This window comes from Dyadobacter jiangsuensis (genome assembly GCF_003014695.1).
GTDB lineage: Bacteria > Bacteroidota > Bacteroidia > Cytophagales > Spirosomataceae > Dyadobacter > Dyadobacter jiangsuensis.
In genome coordinates this window covers 270424-292118 of the sequence record NZ_PYAS01000011.1, presented here as the reverse complement: position 1 = coordinate 292118, position 21695 = coordinate 270424, and the positions used below count along the sequence as shown (strand labels likewise).

The following is a 21695-nucleotide window of genomic DNA, read 5'->3' as shown; positions in this document are numbered from 1 at the left end:
GTTTTTTACCTCAAATTGAAATTTTATTTATTCAATCCCGTTATCTTTGCACTTCGGCCCAGTGCCTGAAATGATGTTTCACGAAATACAAAATGCATGATTAGACTTATCTTTATGGCCTTCTCAATCGCAATATTCGGAAAGAGTCCGATGAGTGAGGTGGGGGTGGAAAAGAAGGAACTGAAAGAAACAACCATTATTGATTCAGATCTTCTTGCTATTGACTTCTGTGGCGAAGCCGTTCCTTTATCAGAGCTTCGAATCGCCGAGCGATATCAAAACACGATCAGAAATTACGACAATCCCACTTTTCGTAAGCTGATGACCACAACGAAAAAGAGAATGCGGATCATTGAACCCATTCTCAAGAAGTACGGAGTACCAGCCGATTTTAAGTATATTCCTTTAATAGAGAGCGCTATGAAAGATGAGGTCACTTCTCATCGCGGCGCGGCCGGATACTGGCAACTGATGCCATCCACGGCAAAATCTCTCGGGCTGGTTGTAAATGAAACCAGGGACGACCGCAAACATTTGGTCAAATCGACCCACGCAGCAGGCAAATACCTGCGCGACCTGTATAAACAGCTGGGTTCCTGGACATTGGTAGCTGCTGCATACAACGCAGGCCCGACGCACATCCAAAACCGGATGGATTCGCAGAATAAAGATGATTATTTCAAACTCCGCCTCAATTCGGAGACTGCGAGATATCTCTATAAGATCCTCGCGGTAAAAGAATGGTTCTCCAACCCCGAAAGGAGCCGCGAATGGGGCAGCGGTGACGTGGTCGACCGCCTTTCTGCATTCAAAATCGAGCAGAAAAAAGCCGCAGCGCTGGCCAAGGCCGAAACCGGATCCTAAGCAGGGCATTATTCCCGTTATTTTATTTGAAAGTTCATAAGAAGAAAAGGATACATTATCCTTTTCTTTGTGTTATTAAGGCAGGGGCATAATGCAGCCCTGCTTATCTTTCGTACCTCTTTAATACTCACTTTTGACATGACAAAAGCGGAAATGATCACTGACAAGGGCACAATGCTCATCGAATTCTACGATGAAGATGCTCCCAACACAGTGAAAAACTTTGTTGATCTTTCTAAAAAAGGCTTCTACGACGGTGTGATTTTCCACCGCGTAATCCCTGACTTCGTGATCCAGGGCGGCGACCCTACAGGCACCGGCCGTGGAGGTCCTGGCTACCACATCGACTGCGAGCTCACCGGCGGGAACCAGTACCACGACCGTGGCGTGCTTTCGATGGCACATGCTGGCCGCAATACCGGCGGTTCACAGTTCTTCATCTGCCACAGCCGCAATAACACTGCTCACCTCGACAGAAACCACACTTGCTTCGGCCGCGTGGTAGAAGGCGTGGAAACGGTTGATGCGATCCGTCAGGGCGACAAGATCCAGAAGATCACGATCATCGAAGAAGCGTAAGATCTCGATCGATTACCAACAAAAAGGGGCCGGAATTAACTTCCGGCCCCTTTTTGTGCTATATGACGGCTATCTCACCAGAAATGGCCGTACAAGTAAGAAATGATCGCAATAACCACAATGGCGCCTGTAACAAAAGTACGGTGCGGGATAAACATCGATGCGTCGATGGCGAGGCCCTTTTTCTCGTCAGGCATTACCAACCCGAGTACAACCATCACCGCAACGCAAATCAGGAACACAAGACCCATACGATCAAGGAACGGAACCTGGGTCCAATCTGCAAACGGGAAGTAGTTGTTATGCATCGCAAGTGCGATCAGGAACCCGCCCACAATCGCGAACAATGCGCCTGCGGAGTTGGTACGTTTCCAGAAGAAGCCCATGATGAACGACGCAAATATACCCGGCGAAAGTAAACCGGTCATCTCCTGAATGAACTGGAATCCGCCTTTCTTATCAATACCCATGTATGGAGAAACGATAATGGCAAGGATCATCGAGATGACAACTACCGCACGACCAATACGAACGAGCGTCTTCTCGTCGGCGTTCTTGCCAATGTAGTTCTTGAAGATATCCAGGGTAAAAATCGTCGAAATACTGTTCGCCTTACCAGCGAGGGAAGCTACCACAGCGGCAGTCAATGCAGCGAATGAAAGACCTTTCAAACCGGTCGGGAGCAAGTTAAGGAGCACAGGATATGCTTTATCGGCATTGATCACGCCATCTTCACCGAGCATTTCAGCCTGAAACATCCCTTTGCTGTACAATGCGTAAGCCGCAATACCGGGTAATACGACGATCACCGGCATTAAAAGTTTCAGGAATGCGGCGAAAAGGATACCGTTACGGGCAGTCTTCAAATCCGCTCCCAACGCGCGCTGGGTAATGTATTGGTTACAACCCCAGTAGTTCAGGTTCACGATCCACATACCACCGAGCAATACCGCCAAACCAGGCAGCTGCATATAGAACGGGCTGGATTTAGGGAAAATCATGTGGAAGTGATCATCGTGGTTTTCACGCATTACTTTGAAACCCTGCGCGATACCTTCCACGCCTGCATTGTCGGATACGAGGTTAATCGCCAGATACGTAGTGGCCAAACCGCCGATCACCAGAAAGAACACCTGAATTACGTCCGTAAAACCGATCACCTTCATCCCCCCGATTGTAATGATAATGGCAAAAACCGCCAGGGCGATCATACAGAACTGAAAATCGAGCCCGGAAATCCCCGAAACAGCCAACGCTCCCAGATACAGGATCGAGGTGAGGTTCACGAGAATATATAATGCCAGCCAGAACACCGCCATAATCAAGCTCACCGATTTGTTGTATCGCTGGCTGAGGAATTGCGGCATGGTGTAAATCTTGTTTTTGAGATAGATGGGCATAAAAAAGACGGCCACTATAATGAGTGTTGCCGCCGCCATCCATTCGTAGGTCGAAATACCGAGGCCCATCGAAAAGCCGTTCCCCGACATCCCGATAAACTGCTCCGCCGAGATGTTCGACGCGATCAGCGATGCACCGATCGCCCACCAGGTGAGGGAGCCCTCTGCGAGAAAGAAGTCTTTTGTAGATTCAACTTTTGATTTTTTCCGCTGATAAATCCAATAACCGTAACCGGAGACTACAATGAAGTAAAAGAAGAAAACGACATAATCCAGTGTTTGTAATTGTTGCATTTCAAATAATAAAATAGATGAATGAATGAAATTGATCAGCTTAGATTGAAACGTACACTATTTTCCGAAAAAAGTACAAAATCTGAACGAGCATGCCAATATTAGGTCCCGTTTTCAAAAGGAGCGCATAAATATAGCCTGTAAGCACCTATTCGTAATGCTTTACTCTGATATTTTCTTCGAATCTTTAAAATGGTGGGGACGCATCGGCCCATATGCTTCGTCGAAGGAAACACCATTCTGCATTTTGGCTATAAAACGTTGCAATCCAGCCTCTCTGCGAAGCAAAAGCCAGTACGAAACTTCCATTCCGGCGGTCATATAGGCACTCATGACGTGCTTTTGCCCTCCTCCAAAAAACTCGCGCATGGTAGAAATGTCTTTGAGTAAAAGCAGGTCGCGGCCGTTGCGCGTATAGTAACGCCACTCGTACCTATACGCGCGGTAACGATCACGCGGCGTAGTTTCGCTTACAAAGCGGCGGTCGAGCATCAATGCCAGGCCTTCGTTGAACCATTGAGGAATGTCGTTGGTGGTGCGCCACCAGCCGATACGTTTCAGCAATTCAATATGGCTCATTTCATGGGCGATCACGTCGGTGTTCATACCCTGCGCATTCAGGATCACGTAAGAGCTGCCCCAGGGCGTGCCGATGCTACACCCGGCGCCTTCGGTACTGCTGCAATATTTCTGGTATTGCTGGGGGGTTTGGCAAATGATGATTTTAGGGTTGGATTTTTTCCCCTGGTAAAAGGAATCTACCCGCGCCTCGGCAAGCGCGACAGTACTTTTGAGGGTTTTGTACTTATTCCGATTGATATCCGGGCTGAAATAGACCTTCTTGCCGGTTGACTTGAAATCGGAGAATGCGATCAGTTCGCAGTAGAAGATCTGCGGGTAGAGGAAAAAGAGGCTACCCAACAGGATGATGAATCCGGTCAGAAGAAATCTGATGAGTTTCCGGAGTGGGTTCAAAGGGTTATATTTTTTGCCACGAAGAACACGAATATGCACGAAGGCATTCGTGTTTCATTCGCGCCTTCGTGGCAACTAAAATTAATGCTTAAAGTGACGAACACCAGTCGTTACCATCGCAAGGCCGTTCGCATTGCAATAATCTACTGAATCCTTGTCACGAATAGAACCGCCCGGCTGAACAACCGCAGTAATACCCGCATGGTGTGCGATCTCCACACAGTCGGCAAACGGAAAGAACGCATCCGAAGCCATAACCGCGCCATTCAGGTCGAAACCGAATGCCTTTGCCTTCTCGATCGCCTGACGCAATGCATCCACGCGTGAGGTCTGGCCGGTACCGCTTGCAAGCAACTGGTTTTCTTTGGCAAGAACAATCGTGTTCGATTTGGTATGCTTGCAAACTTTCAATGCAAATTCAAGGGCAGTAACCTCGCCGGCAGTAGGCGCCTTTTCGGTAACAGTTGTAAACTGCGCAGCAACTTCGGTAGCAAGGTCCTTATCCTGCACCAAAACGCCGTTCAGGATAGTTTTGAACATGATTTGCGGCAATACCACAGCATTACGTTTCAAGAGAATGCGGTTCTTTTTCGATTTCAAAAGCGCCAGAGCCTCTTCGTCGTAAGCAGGCGCGATCAGGATTTCCATGAACAGCTTGTTCAGCTCCTCAGCAGTCGCCAGGTCAACCTTTGTATTAGTAATAACAACACCACCGAATGCTGAAACCGGATCACAAGCCAATGCATTGTCATAGGCTTCTTTCGCGGTAGGCGCGGTAGCGATGCCACACGCATTGGTGTGTTTGATAATCGCGAACGTCGGTGCCGCCTCAGCGAATTCGTCGATCAAGCTCACACACGCGTCCACGTCCACGAGGTTGTTGTATGAAAGCTCTTTTCCATGCAGTTTGTCGAAAATACCATCCAGGTCGCCATAGTAAGTCGCGCTCTGGTGCGGGTTTTCGCCGTAACGCAGCGTTTGCGAAGCGAGGTTGGTGAAATCGAAAAGCTCCTTATCGGTTGTTTGCTTTCCGGATGTAAAGAAGCTGTTGATCGCTCCGTCATAATGCGATGACACTCCGAATGCCAGACCGGCGTAATAACGGCGGTCTTCGATATCTGTAGCACCCGCTTTTGCATTCAGCAACTCTACAACCTCCGCATACTGGCTGCGGGATGATACAATGAGTGTATCTTTAAAGTTCTTCGCCGTTGCGCGGATCAATGAGATACCGCCAATGTCTATTTTCTCGATAATATCCTCCTCGCTTGCGCCGGATGCCACCGTTTCCTCGAAAGGATACAGATCCACCACCACCATATCGATGGCCGGGATATTGTACTGCGCTGCCTGTGCCACATCGCCCTCGTCGTCGCGACGGTACAAAATACCACCCATAATGGCAGGGTGAAGCGTTTTAACACGCCCGCCGAAAATCGATGGATAACCGGTCAGCTCTTCGGCAGCGGTTACGGGAATGTTGAGATTTTCAATGAAAGTCTGAGTTCCCCCGGTGGAGTACAGCTTTACGCCGTTGTTGTGCAGGAGGCGGACCAAAGGCTCAAGACCGTCTTTGTAATAAACAGAAATAAGCGCGGATTGGATTTTTTTAGACATTGTGCAACGTTTGCTCTAAGATTACAAATGCGGGATTTTGCTTACATTCGGCATTTCGGCTTGTCCCATGTTGAAAAATAAACCGCAAAGATAGCCGAAAAATCAACGAAACCGGCAGCGGAACAGACGAAAATCAAAACGTTATCATTCTGAAACCAAGTTTAAAAAGCCAAAACCATGAACCTCGACCTGACCGGAAAAACAGCGCTGGTATGCGGAAGCACCCAGGGCATCGGGCTCGCAGCCGCCGTTGAAATAGCATTACTGGGTGCAAATGTGACCCTCGTGGCCCGGAATGAAGAAAAACTGCGGGAAGCGGTCGAAGATCTGGACACCTCCCTCGGCCAGCTCCACCGGTATGTGGTAGCCGATTTCGCCGACCATGAAGCCGTCAAATCTGCCATTGAAAATTACCTGCGCCTCTGCCCGGAAGTCCATATTCTCGTCAACAACACGGGCGGTCCGTCCGGCGGCCCTATTATCGAAGCCGAGCCCGAGCAGTTTTTGAAAACCTTTCAAATGCACTTGATCAATAACCAATTCCTGGCGCAAGCAGTGGTACCATCGATGAAGAAGGAAGGTTTTGGCCGCATTATCAACATCATCAGCACCTCGGTAAAACAGCCGATCATCGGCCTCGGGGTTTCCAACACCATCCGCGGCGCCGTAGCGAGCTGGGCCAAAACCCTGTCGCTCGAACTCGGGCAGTACGGCATTACCGTCAACAATGTCCTGCCCGGCTATACCGAAACGGCGCGACTCGACGCCGTGCTGGAAATGCGGAGCAAAAATCAGGGTAAAACCAAAGAGCAAGTCGCCGAAGAACTGAAAGCCGGCATCCCTATCCGCCGGTTCAGCGAGGCGAAAGAAGTGGCTGCCGCCGTAGCGTTTCTGGCCAGTCAGGCTGCGGGAAGCATTAGCGGCGTAAGCCTGGCTGTGGATGGTGGCAGGACGGAGAGCTTGTAATCGGAAGGCGATGTTTTCTTCCTAGTTAATTTTAAAAAGAACGGGCGGCGCATTATTAACCAGGTTTACCAGGTAATGCCCGCCTTGAATATTAATCGGGCTGATCTGCTTCACCTCTCCATCCAATTCGAAACCACTTTGGTTGGCACCCAGCACATCGAACTGCATATTACCCTTGTTGATCAGGACATTGCCCCGGCAAGCATCCAGGCTGCCAAGCTGCGGAATGAAATGACTGAAATTCCCGGCTACGATAATATCCGGCTTGCCGTCGTGGTTAACATCCTGGCTCTGGATCGCATTCAGGCAGGAAAACTGTACCGTGTAAGGCAGTGGTACCATTTTGAAATGCCCTTTGCCATCATTGACTGCAATGCCGGATTGCACATGATTGACAGTCTTTTCCACCGCCGATTTCAGCAAGTCTTCCGGGAACAGATCCTGAATAGTCAGCACGGCATATTCCGAATGCTTGATACTCTTCTTTTTCAGAAATGGGAACTGGGTCGTCATTTCACGCTTCAACAGCACAGGCAGGTCTTTGGAATCCACCGTTTTTGAAATGACCTTTTCGATCGTCCCGTTCTTATTAAAATCATTAATCCAGATCTTCAAAGGAGCATTCGCTGCGGCTTTTAGTGTAAAATTCTCACCAATATTCCCGAGAACGATATCCTGGTCGCCGTCGCCATCGAGGTCCTCGGCCTTCAACGCCCCCCAGAAGCCCGTCAAGTCTTCGAGGCCTGTTGGAACCTCATTGAATTTCCCACCCGACAACCTGAACGCCAGCGGTGCCATCCAGTCGCCGACCATAAGCAGTTCCTTGTTACCATCGCCGTCAATATCCGTCCAGGTGGCATCCCGCACCATTCCCGCCTTGCTCAAAGTGGGTGCTATTGTTTTCGTCACGTCTTTAAAAATGCCCTTCCCGTCATTCTCGTACAGGTAGCTCGTGGGTGAAGACCCGTATTCCCGCGGAACACTCCTGCTGCCTACGAAAAGATCAAGATCACCATCGCGATCATAGTCATCGGCCACGACAACGGCGGTGTTCATCGCATTCGGAGGGAAGGCATTGCTATGCAGGGTGAAAGCTCCCTTCCCGTCGTTTAGGTATAAACGCGTCGGCAAATCGGGGCTTTTGACCAGGCTTTCATTTCCGCCGCTACCCACCACCAGATCCTTGTCGCCATCGCCATCGGCATCGAAAAACAAAGCAGCCGTATCCTCAAAGCCCGCCTGATCGCTGAAAGCCATCTGCGGCGATTTAACAAACTGCCCTCCTTTTTGCAAATACAGTTGTCCGCCCTGCCCTTTCGCGCCACCAATATAAATATCGTCCCGGCCATCCCCGTTGACATCCCCGATGGCGGCTTTCGGCCCTTCCCGCGAAAGCATTGCGGGTATATTTCGCTCGTTGTAAAAATCTTCGTATTTGTTTTCCCGATGCGCATCGAAGCCGTTAGCCGGAACGCCGGTGAGCATGCGTACCTGTTTATCGGAGGGCATACTATAACTACCCGCGGCATCATCGATTTTAAGCGTTAGCAGCGTATCTGTTTTTATGTCCCGTATGCTGGTCACCTTACGCGTGGGCCAGATCACCCGCACAGAATCGATCTTTCCAATTTTCCCTAAACCAATGGTAACGGGATATTCGGTGCTCGACTGGTACCCGCGTGAAGGGTTCACCTGCTTGCTGAAAATCTGTCCATCCGCATAAATCTCCACCTTGGAACCGACCGCGTGCGTATTCATGCCACCGCCTTTCAGGTCCAGTTTGATATAGTGATTTTTGTCCTTTACAGCCTCCGATTTGTTCTTGTAAACAAAGCACGGCTCATTGACATTGTTCACAACCAGGTCGAGGTCGCCATCGTTATCCAGGTCGGCATAAGCTGCTCCATTTGAAAACGAGGCCTTTCCAAATCCGAACTCCTTCGCTCTTTCGCTGAATTGCAGGTTTCCTTCATTATGGAAAAAGTTATTGGCAATAGGCGTCGAAGGCATGTGATCGATGATATTTTGCATATTCTCCTTTTCGCCCGACATCACCATTCTTTGCGTCACCTCGTTCGCAAAAAAATCGATAAAATCCTGGTTCAAAATATCGTGATAAATGCCATTGCAAACATATATATCGGTTTTCGAGTCGTTGTCCGCATCGAACAGCAATGCGCCCCAGCTCCAATCACTGGCCGCAACACCCGAGTAATTGGCGATCTCGCTGAATGTACCGTCCTGATTGTTCAATTGCAGGCTGTTTTGCATGTACTGGTTGTAAAAGCCTTTTTCCTTTTTCAGGTTGAACAGGTAATGGTTTTCAAAGGAAGTCGTGGTCTTGTAGCGGTACTCGTCACGGGGAAGCATGTCGGTCACGAATACTTCCGGGAATCCGTCGTTGTTGATGTCGGCCATGTCCGCGCCCATTGACGCCAGACTAGTGTGTTTCACGCGCTTTTCAAGCTCTTCCGAGAAAGTGCCGTCCTTTTGGTTGATATAGAGGTAATCTCTCTCATAAAAATCATTGCACACATACAGGTCGGGATAGAGGTCACCATTGATGTCCCCCACCGTCACGCCAAGCCCGAAGCCGATCAGGCTGCCGTAAATACCAGCCTCTTCGCTCACATCAACGAATTTTCCGGCATCGTTGCGCAGCAGCTTTGCCCCGCCGCCCTTCAGAAAATCCTTCACCGGCCAGTCCTTCGCCCTCAGATTGCGGTCATTGGCATAGTTGAGGGTATTAACAGGAATGAAACTGTTGTTCAAAATGTAGGCGTCGAGATCGCCGTCCAGGTCATAATCGAAAAATGCGGCCTGGGTAGTGTAGCCCGTCTCGTCCAGGCCGTATTTTTTGGCTGATTCGGTAAAAGTCAGGTCACCGTTGTTGATATACAGGGAATTGCCCTGTTTATTGACAAACTTCTGATAGCCCGCATTGCACACATAAATGTCGAGCAGATTATCCCCATTCACATCCACCATAACCACACCCGTACTCCATTTATCAGGCTCGGCTACGCCTGCTTTGTCAGTAATATCTTCGAATTTCCAGTTGCCTTTGTTCAGGTAAAGTTTGTTTTCACCCATGTTGGCGGTGAAATAGATATCCGGCATTCCATCATTGTTGATATCGCCGATGGACACGCCCCCGCCGTTGTAAAAATTGCGGTAGTTGAATATGTTGATGTCCTCCTTGTCTTCGACTTTATTGACGAAATCAACCCCCGTTTCGGAGGCATCCATTTGCTCGAACAGGGCATTCTCATTTTTTTCAGCATCACTACAAGATAACAAGGCACCCAGGCAACCGAGCAAAATGAATGTCCGTGAAGCGATAGAACAGTTAATCGTCATTAGTTTAAACTCAGGGAATCAAACGCTTTCTTTTCAAAAAACAAGCAAAGATGTCATTCTACCGGACATCTTGCTAATCTGGCAATCAATAATTCATGGCAGCCCCTGTTTTGCCTCAATCGGGCATTAAAGAATGGCCTTGGTGGCTGACTGTGCGCATTCACAAGGTGAGGATCAGTAGCCGCCTCGCACTTTACCCAACATTTTGCTGGACTTCCTTCGCGGTTGTGCGTAACTTTGAGTCCGTTATTTTTCCAGTTAATTGCATTTATGACATCCCTGTCTCCAGTATCAGATGCAGATCTGAGTTTGCTTGCACAACGCCTCGAGGGTGACCTCTTCTACGACAATACCATGCGGACGTTATATGCAACCGACGCGTCTGCCTATCGTGAAATGCCGCTTGCCGTCGCGATCCCCAAATCGATCGGCGACCTCAAAACGCTCATCTCGTATGCCGCGGAAAAGAAAGTTTCGCTGGTTCCCCGCACCGCAGGCACCTCGCTAGCGGGCCAGGTGGTAGGTAACGGTATTATTGTAGACGTTTCCAAAAATTTCAATAAGATTCTTGAAATCAATGCGGAGGAGCGCTGGGTACGCGTGCAGCCGGGCGTCGTGCGCGACGAGCTGAATATGGCCCTGAAACCCTACGGACTGTACTTCGGACCGGAGACTTCCACCGCGAACCGGGCGATGATCGGCGGGATGGTCGGTAACAACTCGTGCGGCTCCAACTCAATCGTATACGGAAGCACGCGGGAGCATTTGCTGGAAGTAAAGGCGATCCTCGCCGACGGCAGCGACGCCGAGTTTAAAAAGGTGAACAGCACCGAATTGCAGTCGCTCCTGACCGACGCCCGTCAAAAAAACGGCAGCGCGTCGCTTCTGGACAAAATATACCTCAAAACGGATGCTATCCTGAACTCGCCCGAAAACCAGGCCGAGATCCGGAAGAACTTCCCGAAACCTTCGGTAGAGCGCCGCAACACAGGTTATGCGCTCGATATGCTCCTGAATATGGAGCCTTACACAACCGGCACCGGCGACGACAAGCCATTCAATATGTGCAGCCTGATCGCCGGATCGGAAGGTACGCTGTGTTTTCTCACGGAAATAAAGGTGAACCTTGTGCCGCTGCCGCCCAAAACGCAGGGCCTCGTGTGCGTGCATTGCGACACGATCGATGAAGCACTGCGGGCAACCATCCTGACGCTCAAATATGGCCCGCACGCTGTGGAGCTTATTGATGAGTACGTTCTGGAATGCGCCGCTACCAATGTGGAACAGCGGAAAAATGCATTCTTCGTCAAGAACAAACCCGACGGCAAGTTTCCCGCGATCCTGGTCGTAGACCTTTCCCGCGAAACGAAAGAAGAAGTAGAGCAGCTGGCTGCGGATTTGGAGAAAGAATTCAGAGCAGCAGGCATTGGTTTCCACTATCCGTTGCTGTTTGGTGACGATACCAAAAAAATATGGACGCTTCGGAAAGCCGGACTGGGCTTGCTGGGCAATATCCCCGGTGATGAAAAGGCGGTTGCCGTAATTGAAGACACGGCGATCGATGTTTACGATCAGCCGGAATATATCCGGGAATTCAATGAAATCCTGAAAAAGCACGGGATGTCCGCGGTGCATTATGCGCACGCAGGCTCGGGCGAGCTGCATTTGAGGCCGATTATCAACCTCAAAACCAGCGAAGGACACCGCCAGTTCAGGATGATCGCCGAAGAGATTGCGGATCTGGTAAAGAAATATGATGGTTCACTTTCAGGCGAGCACGGCGACGGCCGCCTCCGCGGGGAGTTTATCCCTAAAATGGTGGGCAAGCATAACTACCAGCTTTTCAAGGATATCAAGAAGGTCTGGGACCCGAATAACATTTTCAACCCGGGCAAGATCGTCGATACCGCGCCGATGGACACGTTCCTGCGCTACGAAGCCGACCAGAAAACGCCCGCATTCAAAACGAATTTCCGTTTCTACGACCAGGATATCCTGCAACACGCCGAGCAATGCAACGGCTCAGGCGACTGCCGGAAAACGCATTTGAGCGGCGGTACCATGTGCCCCAGCTTCATGGCAACGCGCAACGAAAAGGATACCACCCGCGCCCGTGCGAACATCCTGCGCGAGATGCTCACGCGCTCGCCCAAAGAAAACCGGTTCGACAACAAGGAGATTAAGGAAGTGTACGACCTCTGCCTCGCCTGCAAGGGCTGCAAAGGCGAATGCCCTTCCAATGTGGACGTTGCGAAACTGAAAATGGAGTTTTTACAGCAATATCATGACGCCAACGGTATCCCCGTGCGCTCATGGCTCATTGGTAACTTCTCCAAAATGACCGGCCTCGCCAGCTACATTCCGTGGGCATACAACCTGATTTTCAAAAATGCGCCGCTTCGTAAGATCGCGAACACAGTGGTAGGTTTCCACCCCGAACGTACCATGCCATTGCTGCACAGCACCACATTGAAAAAATGGTATGATCAACGGAAGAAAAGTGCTCCCAAATCAGAGCGGAAGGTGTACCTGTTCTGCGATGAGTTCACCAATTACAATGATGTAGAAATTGGCAAAACGGCTATTCTGGCCCTGGAAAAGCTGGGTTATGAGGTAATCATCCCCAATCATGGACCTTCCGGACGACCGCAGCTATCCAAAGGCCTGCTGAGAGACGCTAAGAAAATCGCCGAGGAGAATATCCGCCTGCTGAAAGACATTATCTCGCATGACACGCCACTGGTAGGCATCGAACCGTCGGCGATCCTCACGTTTCGCGACGAATACCCCGACCTGGTGAGCGACGAACTGGTGGAAGACACCAAAAAGGTTGCGCAGAATGCGTTGCAATTCGACGAGTTCATTGCACGCGAAATCGAGCTGAAAAACATTTCTAAAAACCAGTTTACCAAAGAAAAACGGCTCATCAAGCTGCATGGACACTGCCAGCAAAAGGCCATTTCGAGTGTAATACCAACGAAAAAAATGCTATCCCTACCCGAAAACTACACCGTCCAACTCATTCCATCAGGATGCTGTGGTATGGCCGGTTCATTTGGGTATGAAAAAGAGCATTTCGACATTTCCATGCAAATAGGCGAACTCGTACTCTTCCCGACCGTGCGCCAGCAGCCTGAGGAAGTGATCATCGCAGCGCCCGGCACCAGCTGCCGTCACCAAATCCACGACGGAACAGGCCGCAAGGCACTCCACCCCGCGGAAATCCTTTGGAATGCATTGGTTTAAAAGCATTGAAATACATTTAGAAAATGGCCGGCAAACAAAATTTGCCGGCCATTACTTTTAGTTGGATATAAACGGCGCTTTCCGCAGCCAGGTATCATCCGTAAGCTGATCGATCATAAAACCGGCAATATCCACCGCATCGATCTTGGCGCCCGGCGAGTCGCTTGCATTCACCTTCACCTCGGCACGATTCCCATTGAATTCAATATAAGGTACCCGCACCATCGTCCACTCCGCATTGCTTTCCGCGAGTATTGAATAGGATTTCTGACGATCATTGTGAATGGCGGGGAACGTGGTGCGCATCCACTCGGTCGCTTTTAAGGTTTCCTCACTCTTGCGGTCGGTTGGCGCATCTACATTCAAACCAGCCAGCACGATGTACCGCAGCGGACGCCCGCCCATTGCTTGCAGGATGTTGGCACTCGCCTGACTCGCCACCAGCGGTTCGTCCTGCCGCTGCCCCGCCGTATTCAAGACGGCATCGCATCCTTCCAGCAATGCATGGACAGCTTCGGGATTGAGCACGTCGCCATGCACGATCTCGATCAAATCGCTCTGAATTGTAAACTGTTCGGGATGCCTGAGCAACAATCTCAGCGAATAACCTTTTTCAATGAGTTGATTGACAAGATATTGGCCCGTACGACCTCCGCCGCCAATCACAGCGATTTTTTGTATTATTTCCATTTCTTTCTGATAAAATTTGGATGTAGCAAATTGTCCCGGGCGAAGATCCCGGGGAGATTACAGAAGAGCAGGGCTCGATTCTGTTGTGAAGTGGTATTTTATCAGGAGATTTTAATGGGGGTAAAGATATAAGCGAAATGCAATCTTTTCAAGAAAATCCTACTAAACACTGATTATCAGTCAAGTACAAAACTCCAACCAGTGGTTGGAAAATTGGCGAAGTCAGTTAGCAAATGTCAAAACCCAACTTTTTGGGAATGTATTCCTAAAAAACATCGACTTTTTAGGAATACATTCCCAAAAAGTTGTAATTTCAAGAAAACAAACGGCTGGTATGGTCAGACGAAATCTTCAAACTGTACTTGAAAAAAAATTGTATGACGGCAAAGCGATCATACTAACAGGAGCCAGACAGGTCGGGAAAACTACATTATTACAAAGCCTTTTCGGCAACTCCGATGACACACTTTGGCTAAACGGTGACGAAGCCGACGTGCGTGCTTTGTTCGACAATGCAACCTCGACCCGACTGAAAACCCTTTTCGCAGGCAAAAAAAACATCGTCATCGACGAAGCCCAACGCATTTCCGACATTGGCGTAAAATTAAAGCTCATCACCGATAATATCCCCGGCATTCAATTGGTGGCTACCGGAAGTTCTTCTTTCGAACTCGCTAATAAAATCAACGAACCGCTTACCGGCCGAAAATGGGAGTACCAGATGTTCCCTCTTTCGTTTGGTGAAATGGTCAATCACCATGGACTGATCGAAGAGCGGAGGTTCTTACCTCAACGACTGCTTTACGGCTACTATCCAGATATCGTCAATAACCCAGGCGAGGAAAAGGAGATTCTGAAACAACTCTCGGACAGCTATCTCTACAAGGATATCCTGACTTGGGAAAATATTCAAAAGCCTGAAAAATTGCTCCGTCTGTTACAGGCCCTGGCATTTCAGGTAGGTTCACAGGTTTCGTACAACGAATTGGGGACCATATGCGGCCTGGACAACAAGACAGTTGAAAAATACATTAACCTGCTCGAACAGGTTTTTATCATCTTCCGCCTGAGTTCATTCAGCCGAAACCTGCGAAATGAGTTGAAAAGCAGTCGAAAAATATATTTTTACGACAATGGGATCCGAAACGCATTAATAGCCAATTTCAGCCAGCCCGAACTACGTACCGACATAGGCGCACTATGGGAGAACTTCATTATCTCAGAACGCATGAAGTTTGTCAATTACAATGGCATCTGGGCTAACCAATATTACTGGCGCACCAAGGAACAGAATGAGATTGACTATCTGGAAGATATCGACGGTCAACTGCATGCTTACGAGTTTAAATGGAGCTCCAAAGCCAAGGCCTTTCTATCCAGAACATTCAGCAATGCCTATCCCGGCAGCGAGTTCAAAATTATCCATCCAGGCAACTTCGATGAGTTTATCCTCTAATTCTTCCCCCAATTCACGTTCATCGTAGTCCCTATCCGGAACGCCGTACTCTTATACTTAAACCCTTCAAAACTATTCACCACCTCCACGCGGAGCGGGAAGCGGATGCCGATATCGAGCCCATACCCCAGCTCGGCATAGTTATTGGAATCCGGCGTCGCGAGGTAATGCAGCAGGAAATTCTCCTTCACACCCATAATGCGAAACCAGGGGATTTGCGTCAGCAGGAACTGACGGAGTTCGGTGAGTACATGGGCCTCGAAGAACCCTTTGGAGGTGCTGTATTTGTAATAATCCAGCATCCGGAATGTGCCGACGGGATCGCCGAACTGGAAGAAAAAGCGGTTTCCGGCAAAATGCTGGTAGTCGGGAAATTGCAGACTGTCCGCGTTGAGAAAACTTCCGGCGGCAAGCTTGTAGCGCAGTCGGCTTCGGATACCGATGTCGAAACCATGCTGAATGCCGATCTGCACAAAATCGAAGTCGACGTCGCTGCCCAAAACCTTGCGGATGCCCTTGCGGTAACCGACCGACAGCTTGGGGGAATCGTCGTCATAATACGATGTCTTGCCGCCACGAATGCGGTACTTCTGCCAGGGTTTGTAAGAAGCTGCAACGCCGACAGTCAATGCCTGGTGGGACTCCATGGGAGGAGGCAGTGTCTTCGCATTCGTCTCCGTTTCGACATTATAAGGAACGTTGGAAGTGTACTCGCGCCGTTTCCAGTCGATCCAACGGTAGGGTGAAGTTCTTTCCAGGTTAGGCAATGCCTGACGGTCCGCGTATTCGGCGCTCGCTTTTATCTCAAAATGCTCGTTCTCCCGGCTGTTCTTAAAATCAATGCGCAGGAAATCCTTTTGATACTCCTTGATAAAATTTTGCTCCAAAAACAGCGTCGTGAATGTATTCAGCAACGGGTGCATCGGGTTTTCGCCATTAAACTGCGCAACACCCCGACCGCCAGAAACGCTGATCGTGTTGCGGGCCCAGCTATAATCGCCCACCCCGGTAACCAGCAGTTTGTTTCGACCTAACGAATACCGCGTCAACCCACCCAACGACCATTCCTGACCAGCCCTGACCGCCTCTGACTTCCCTCCGGCACCCGCCGTTACACCTGTACGTGCACCCGAATGCCGCAATCTCAATCCTGCCCCGTTCAGCACCAAGCCCTCTACCGTATTCACCTGCACACCCGGCAATGGCCCGATGTAATCCAGCCGGTAAGGACTTTCCTTGCCCAAGCGGAAATTACGCCCTGTCAGCAGATCGCCAAGGCCAAATTTGCCGGCTTTCTTTGTTTTAAGCGTATCGCCCTTGCTAGCTTTCAAACTGTCCCGCTGTTTTTCAGAACCTTCATTCACAATCACCAGGCTGTCCAGCCGCGTGTAGCTCTTCACCTCCGCCACGGTAAGCGGTACGGTCCGCAACGAGTCCCAAAACGCCATCGTCCTTTTGGTAGCCATCGAATCCACCTGCGTCGAATCCTCCCGGCTCAATTTCAGGTCTACATCCTCTCCTCTCTTCTCCTTTTCTTTGAGCTCCTGCTTTTCGTATTCCTTCATCATTTTGCGCAGGTTTGTAGCCGAAAATTCCTTCTGCTTGCTCACCACCTGCTCCATGTTCTGCGTCTTGATTTCCCGGCCGGTCAGCCGCACCTTTTTTGCTTCGTCGGCATATTTCTTGTCGTCGATCACAACAATGTCCGGCTTGAAGGTCGGATTAATCTTTACATTCGTGAACGACTGCGAGATCACGAAATCGCCCTTTCCCTTAAGACCATAAATACCTCCCTCCACATGAAATTGCTGGTTAACCGGCATCCAGACGCCCTGCACGGGGCTATACACCTGCTTGATATCGAGCCGGAAGCCGGTATTGACCGTCTGTAAATCCAGACTATAAATGCTCCATTCGCCTTCGATGATCTGGATTGTGCCGCGGTACACACCCTCGCCCCAGTTGCGCGGCGTCACTTTGATTTTATTGACCTCGATACCATTCTCGCGGAACGCGCCCAGGTATTCGAATTTATAATAGGCAAATGCACGCGGTGAGAGCGGAGAAACGGCTTTCACGACTTCCGGCTGATAGAAGCTCGCCAACAGGTACATATTCGGATCGGCGATGTTCTTATCCATGCTGCTGCGCGTGGCGATCACCCGCTGCTTGTACACGCTCGGTTGCCGGAACGTCACCTCAGAAACCGTCTCATTCAGCATGGGAACCCCCTTTTTGAAATTGGTCTCCTTCTCCATTTCCTTCATTTCTTTTTTGTATAGAAATTCCAGCGGCAAATCCGTGATCACAAACGACGATTTGGAATACACTTTGGCCGTGTAACTATCTACTTGCAGGAAATGGTAGCGGCTTTTGGCAATGGCGCTGCGCATAATCGTGTACGCCGGATCCTCGTTCCGGGCACCAATGCGAACCTCGCCCAGGTTCAGCGCCTGCTCCTCCATGGTGAGGTCGAAGGTTTGCATTTTATCCTCCACAGTGAAGCCTTTCTGACCGGTCTTATAACCCAGGTATTGAAAGATTACCTCATAATACCCGGGCTTCAGATCGAGCTGATAGCGGCCTTCCTCATTGGAAATCGTACTGACGCTCGTGCCTTTGACGATGATGGCTGCAAAGGGAAGCGGCTCGCCTTTTTTCGTCTTAATAATACCTCTCACCCCGCTGGCGGGCGCTTGTGCGAGGGCTGTAAAGGATGTTGCAATGACCAGACAAAACGTGAGCAGGTATTGTTTGAGCATAGGGTTTTCAGCAAGTCGGATGAATGTCTTTGTTTCAGCTAGATGCTTTTAAAGATAATCCGGTTGCTTTGAAAAGAAAATCCGCTCATCACATTGTCACAAATCCGAAAACTCCCAGGCACTTTGGTAGGCGTTCAGGCCCTCGGCATAGGCGATGAAATTTTCGTAAAAAGGCAACACCGAAAGCGTCGCGCTGTCGCCGATCACGACGAGCTTCTTGCGCGCGCGGGTCATCGCCACGTTCATCCTGCGAATGTCCGCGAGGAAGCCGATTTGCCCTTCGGTATTGCTGCGGGTCATGCTGATATACACCACATCCCGTTCCTGCCCCTGGAAGCTATCGATGGTATTAACGGCTATTTTGTCGAGAAATGGCTTCAAATCCGCCGCGTGTGCGAGCTGGTCTTTGAGAATATTGATCTGTTCTTTGTAAGGAGAAATGATCGCAATGCTGGGGAAATCCTCTGTTTTAGCATTGCGCTGCGCAAATTCGGTAGCCAGCTGGGATAGATGCCTGAAAAGAAATGCAGCCTCTTCCGGGTTCGTCGAACTGGTCCCTTCGAGCTTTTCATCAAAACCACACCCTGCCGTATCGATGAATGCCAGTGGTGGTTCACCGGGGAACAACACGCGGCCTGCTACCGACTCATGGGCTTTCAGCTGATTATTATAAAACACTTTGGAAGAATAACCCATAATCGCCTCGTTCATCCGGTACTGCTCTTCCAGTAACACGACCGATTCAGGATGCAATGCCACGCATTTTTCGAGTAATGTCGTGCTTAAACCGCCCTTGGCAGCATCCTCGGACTTGATAGTTGGAGGCAACTGCAAATGGTCTCCGGCAAATACCACTTTCTCCGCTTTCAGGATCGGGATCCAGCAGGCTGGCTCCAAAGCCTGTCCCGCCTCATCGATCACGACGGTGCGGTATTTCATATTCCGGACTGTGAAATGGTTGGAGCCCACCAGCGTCGCCGTCACCACCTGCGTTTTGGTCAGGAGGTCGTCGATAATGTATTGCTCCATATTCGCGACGTCCTTCATAATGCGGTGCGCCTCGTCGAACAATGCTTTCCGCTGGTCGCGCTCCGCTTTCCCGAAATGGCGCTTGTATTTGTGCGCCATGTTTTTGAACTCGTTGGCCTGCTTTTTTAATGCCTTAATATCCTTCACGCTTGCGTGGGAAGACATTTTGCTATCCAAGGTCAATGCCGATAACCGTTCCGACACACGCACCGGGTTTCCGACGCGCAGCACATTCAAGCCCTCTTCACTCAACTTTTCACTCAGCAAATCCACCGCAGTATTACTCGGCGCAACCACCAAAACAGGCCTATTGTCTTTTTTAACCAATGCCTTAATTGCCTGTACCAAAGTGGTGGTCTTACCCGTCCCCGGAGGCCCGTGCACAATCGCGAGCTCCTGTGCGGAAAGGATATTCTGTACCGCGCGCTGCTGCGACGGGTTCAGTTTGGGAAGCGTAATAGGGTAAATGTCTTTGTCAAATGAAGGAGCCTTCTCGCCCGTCAAAACTTTGATCAAATACCCTTCTTTTTCCGATGAACCAATCGAATCCGCGGCTTTCACTGCTGACTGCATTTCATCGTAACTATTATCGTCAAAAAGCAGGTCGATCCCGAGCTTCCCGTCGCGCGACCACTCGGGCAGCTCGTCGGTGCGCAATGTGATTTTCAACCGGTTACCGCCCTGGTGCGATATTACCCCCTCGACGCGGTCCTTTTTAGGTTCATGGTTGCTGAACAACACCGCCGGCATCCCGAACCGCAGCTGATGCGGCAGGTCCTGGTGCGTGGTGCGTTCCACTTCAACGGTGAGGTAATCGCCGCGGCTCATTTCCTGGCCCCGGATGGCAATCGGGTACCATGCCAATCCGCCGGCACGGCGTTCGGAAACAGAAGACCGTTCGATCAATCGCTGGTACGATTGCTTGTCTTCTTCCCTTTCTATTTTGAGTAATTCGAGTAGTCGCTTGAAGTAATCCATTTACAAATTAAATAAACCGGCCTCTTAATGCATCACGCCGGCATCCGCACCCTGCTGTACTTCCACTTTATTGGTGATAAACCGCCTGCCCACTACCAGCACAACCAGCGCCAGCGTAGCCGAGCCGGCCATAGCCGCTACCATCGGAATGATCGAAGGCTCTTCAAACAAGCTGATCGCAATCGAAATCAATGTACCGGCACCCATTTGAAATGCACCCATGAGCGCCGACGCGCTGCCCGCATTACGCGTGAAGGGCGCGAGTGAGAGCGCGGCCGCATTGGGGTACGTGTAACCCACACAGCAAAGGAAAAGGAACAAAAATACGAGTGTGGTAGTAAGCGTCAATGCGCCATTTAAAGCTGCGGCGAGGAAAGTAAGGCCAATGATTGCCTGGCATATCAGCGCCACATTGACAATCTGCTCGCTGGAAAACCTTCTCAACATTAATGTATTCACCTGCCCCGAGCCGATAAAACCGACCGAGAGGAAGGCGAAAATCCAGCCATATACTTTGCCATCTACATGAAACACCTCCATAAACACGATCGGCGAACCCGACACGTAGGCAAACAAGCCGGCGAATGCGACCGCACCGGTAATGGAATAAGTATAAAACTGCGGCTCCCGGAGCACTTCCAGGAAATTCATGATAATCGGCCTCGGTTTGAGCGAAAGCGTCTTATCTGGCTTGTAACTGTCGGGCAGCCACAATGCGGTAGCCGCAAAAATAGCGACGCCCATCACGGTCAGTATCATAAACACGGCATGCCAGCCGAATGCATCCGTTACATAACCGCCGACCGTCGGTGCGATCATCGGTGAAAAACCTACAACCAGCAGCAATAGTGAGAATACCTTGGCATTTTCGCTCACGGGAAAAAGGTCGCGCACCATGGCTACCGAAGCCACCGTAGCGGCGCAGCTGCCGACGGCCTGGATAATGCGCAAAACGATCAGTTGTTCCACGCTCGAAGCGACTGCACATCCGGCAGACGCGAGAATATACACGGCCAAACCGATAAACAGCGGCTTCTTCCGCCCGAAACGGTCGAGTAGCGGCCCATAAAGCAGCTGCCCCAGCGATATTCCGACGAAATATCCCGATAATGTCTGCGAAACTTTGGCGGCACTGGTGTTCAGGTCACGCGCTATGGCCGGAAACCCCGGCAGGTACATATCAATCGAAAAAGGGCCAAGCGCAGTCAGGCTCCCCAGAATGAGGATCAGAAAAAAGTAAGTCTTTTTGGACATGGAATTTTGTGGTGTGGAGAAATTCGGTGTTTGGTTAACACGGAACAGCGCGGGAGGGTTCGGGGAGGAGGAATTTAAGTTGACCGCCGACGGCTGACGACCGACCGCCGATCACGTAAAATTCTACAAGCAATCGGCGGTCAGCCGTCATAACAAACCACCAACAATCGGCGGTCGGTCGTCAGCGGTCGGCGGTCATAAAAAAAGCCCCGACGTACGCCGGAG

At 50.3% G+C, this 21695-nt stretch carries 13 protein-coding genes; 5 read left to right on the top strand and 8 right to left on the bottom strand.

From position 1 onward, the window contains the following. Positions 1-96: 96 nt before the first annotated feature. Together CLV60_RS22740 and CLV60_RS22735 are read left to right on the top strand one after the other, a co-directional pair. On the top strand, positions 97-864 hold the full coding sequence (locus CLV60_RS22740) for a lytic transglycosylase domain-containing protein (RefSeq protein ID WP_106597678.1): 768 nt from the start codon (positions 97-99) through the stop codon (positions 862-864). Positions 865-1002: 138 nt separating this feature from the next. Beyond that, complete coding sequence (locus CLV60_RS22735) at positions 1003-1443, top strand: peptidylprolyl isomerase (protein WP_019940177.1); 441 nt, start codon at positions 1003-1005, stop codon at positions 1441-1443. A gap of 74 nt (positions 1444-1517) precedes the next feature. On the opposite strand, the gene CLV60_RS22730 is transcribed toward CLV60_RS22735, so the two are convergent. From CLV60_RS22730 to purH, 3 genes are all read right to left on the bottom strand, one after another. Continuing rightward, the gene (locus CLV60_RS22730) at positions 1518-3137 is read right to left on the bottom strand and encodes a sodium:solute symporter family transporter (protein ID WP_106597677.1); all 1620 of its coding nucleotides are present in this window, start codon (positions 3135-3137) and stop codon (positions 1518-1520) included. Positions 3138-3299: 162 nt separating this feature from the next. Beyond that, entirely contained in the window at positions 3300-4112 is an 813-nt protein-coding gene (locus CLV60_RS22725) for a hypothetical protein (protein WP_106597676.1), read from the bottom strand. An 81-nt stretch (positions 4113-4193) separates the two neighbouring features. Further along, positions 4194-5729 (bottom strand): bifunctional phosphoribosylaminoimidazolecarboxamide formyltransferase/IMP cyclohydrolase, encoded by a 1536-nt coding sequence (gene purH / locus CLV60_RS22720; protein ID WP_106597675.1) that lies wholly within the window; start codon positions 5727-5729, stop codon positions 4194-4196. 177 nt (positions 5730-5906) lie between these two features. Between purH and CLV60_RS22715 the strand changes: the two genes are divergently transcribed. Beyond that, the gene (locus CLV60_RS22715) at positions 5907-6695 is read left to right on the top strand and encodes an SDR family oxidoreductase (protein ID WP_106597674.1); all 789 of its coding nucleotides are present in this window, start codon (positions 5907-5909) and stop codon (positions 6693-6695) included. Positions 6696-6716: 21 nt separating this feature from the next. On the opposite strand, the gene CLV60_RS22710 is transcribed toward CLV60_RS22715, so the two are convergent. After that, entirely contained in the window at positions 6717-10055 is a 3339-nt protein-coding gene (locus CLV60_RS22710; RefSeq protein WP_106597673.1) for a VCBS repeat-containing protein, read from the bottom strand. Positions 10056-10325: 270 nt separating this feature from the next. Between CLV60_RS22710 and CLV60_RS22705 the strand changes: the two genes are divergently transcribed. Then, positions 10326-13301, top strand: coding sequence for an FAD-binding and (Fe-S)-binding domain-containing protein (locus tag CLV60_RS22705; protein ID WP_106597672.1), 2976 nt, complete (start codon positions 10326-10328; stop codon positions 13299-13301). A gap of 57 nt (positions 13302-13358) precedes the next feature. Here CLV60_RS22705 and CLV60_RS22700 read toward each other — a convergent pair whose 3' ends face one another. Continuing rightward, positions 13359-13991: an NAD(P)-dependent oxidoreductase gene (locus tag CLV60_RS22700; RefSeq protein WP_106597671.1), complete on the bottom strand. Its 633-nt coding sequence runs from the start codon at positions 13989-13991 to the stop codon at positions 13359-13361. Between the two features lie 334 nt (positions 13992-14325). Here CLV60_RS22700 and CLV60_RS22695 point away from each other — a divergent pair, with 334 nt between their 5' ends. Next, positions 14326-15447 (top strand): ATP-binding protein, encoded by a 1122-nt coding sequence (locus CLV60_RS22695; protein WP_106597670.1) that lies wholly within the window; start codon positions 14326-14328, stop codon positions 15445-15447. On the opposite strand, the gene CLV60_RS22690 is transcribed toward CLV60_RS22695, so the two are convergent. From CLV60_RS22690 to CLV60_RS22680, 3 genes are all read right to left on the bottom strand, one after another. Further along, on the bottom strand, positions 15444-18209 hold the full coding sequence (locus CLV60_RS22690) for a DUF5686 and carboxypeptidase regulatory-like domain-containing protein (RefSeq protein ID WP_106597669.1): 2766 nt from the start codon (positions 18207-18209) through the stop codon (positions 15444-15446). The genes CLV60_RS22695 and CLV60_RS22690 overlap by 4 nt on opposite strands. 96 nt (positions 18210-18305) lie before the next feature. Continuing rightward, positions 18306-20216 carry an AAA domain-containing protein gene (locus CLV60_RS22685; protein ID WP_106597668.1) on the bottom strand — a complete coding sequence of 637 codons (1911 nt, stop codon included), beginning with the start codon at positions 20214-20216 and terminating at the stop codon, positions 18306-18308. A gap of 24 nt (positions 20217-20240) precedes the next feature. Then, positions 20241-21470 carry a multidrug effflux MFS transporter gene (locus tag CLV60_RS22680; RefSeq protein WP_106597667.1) on the bottom strand — a complete coding sequence of 410 codons (1230 nt, stop codon included), beginning with the start codon at positions 21468-21470 and terminating at the stop codon, positions 20241-20243. Positions 21471-21695 lie beyond the last annotated feature (225 nt).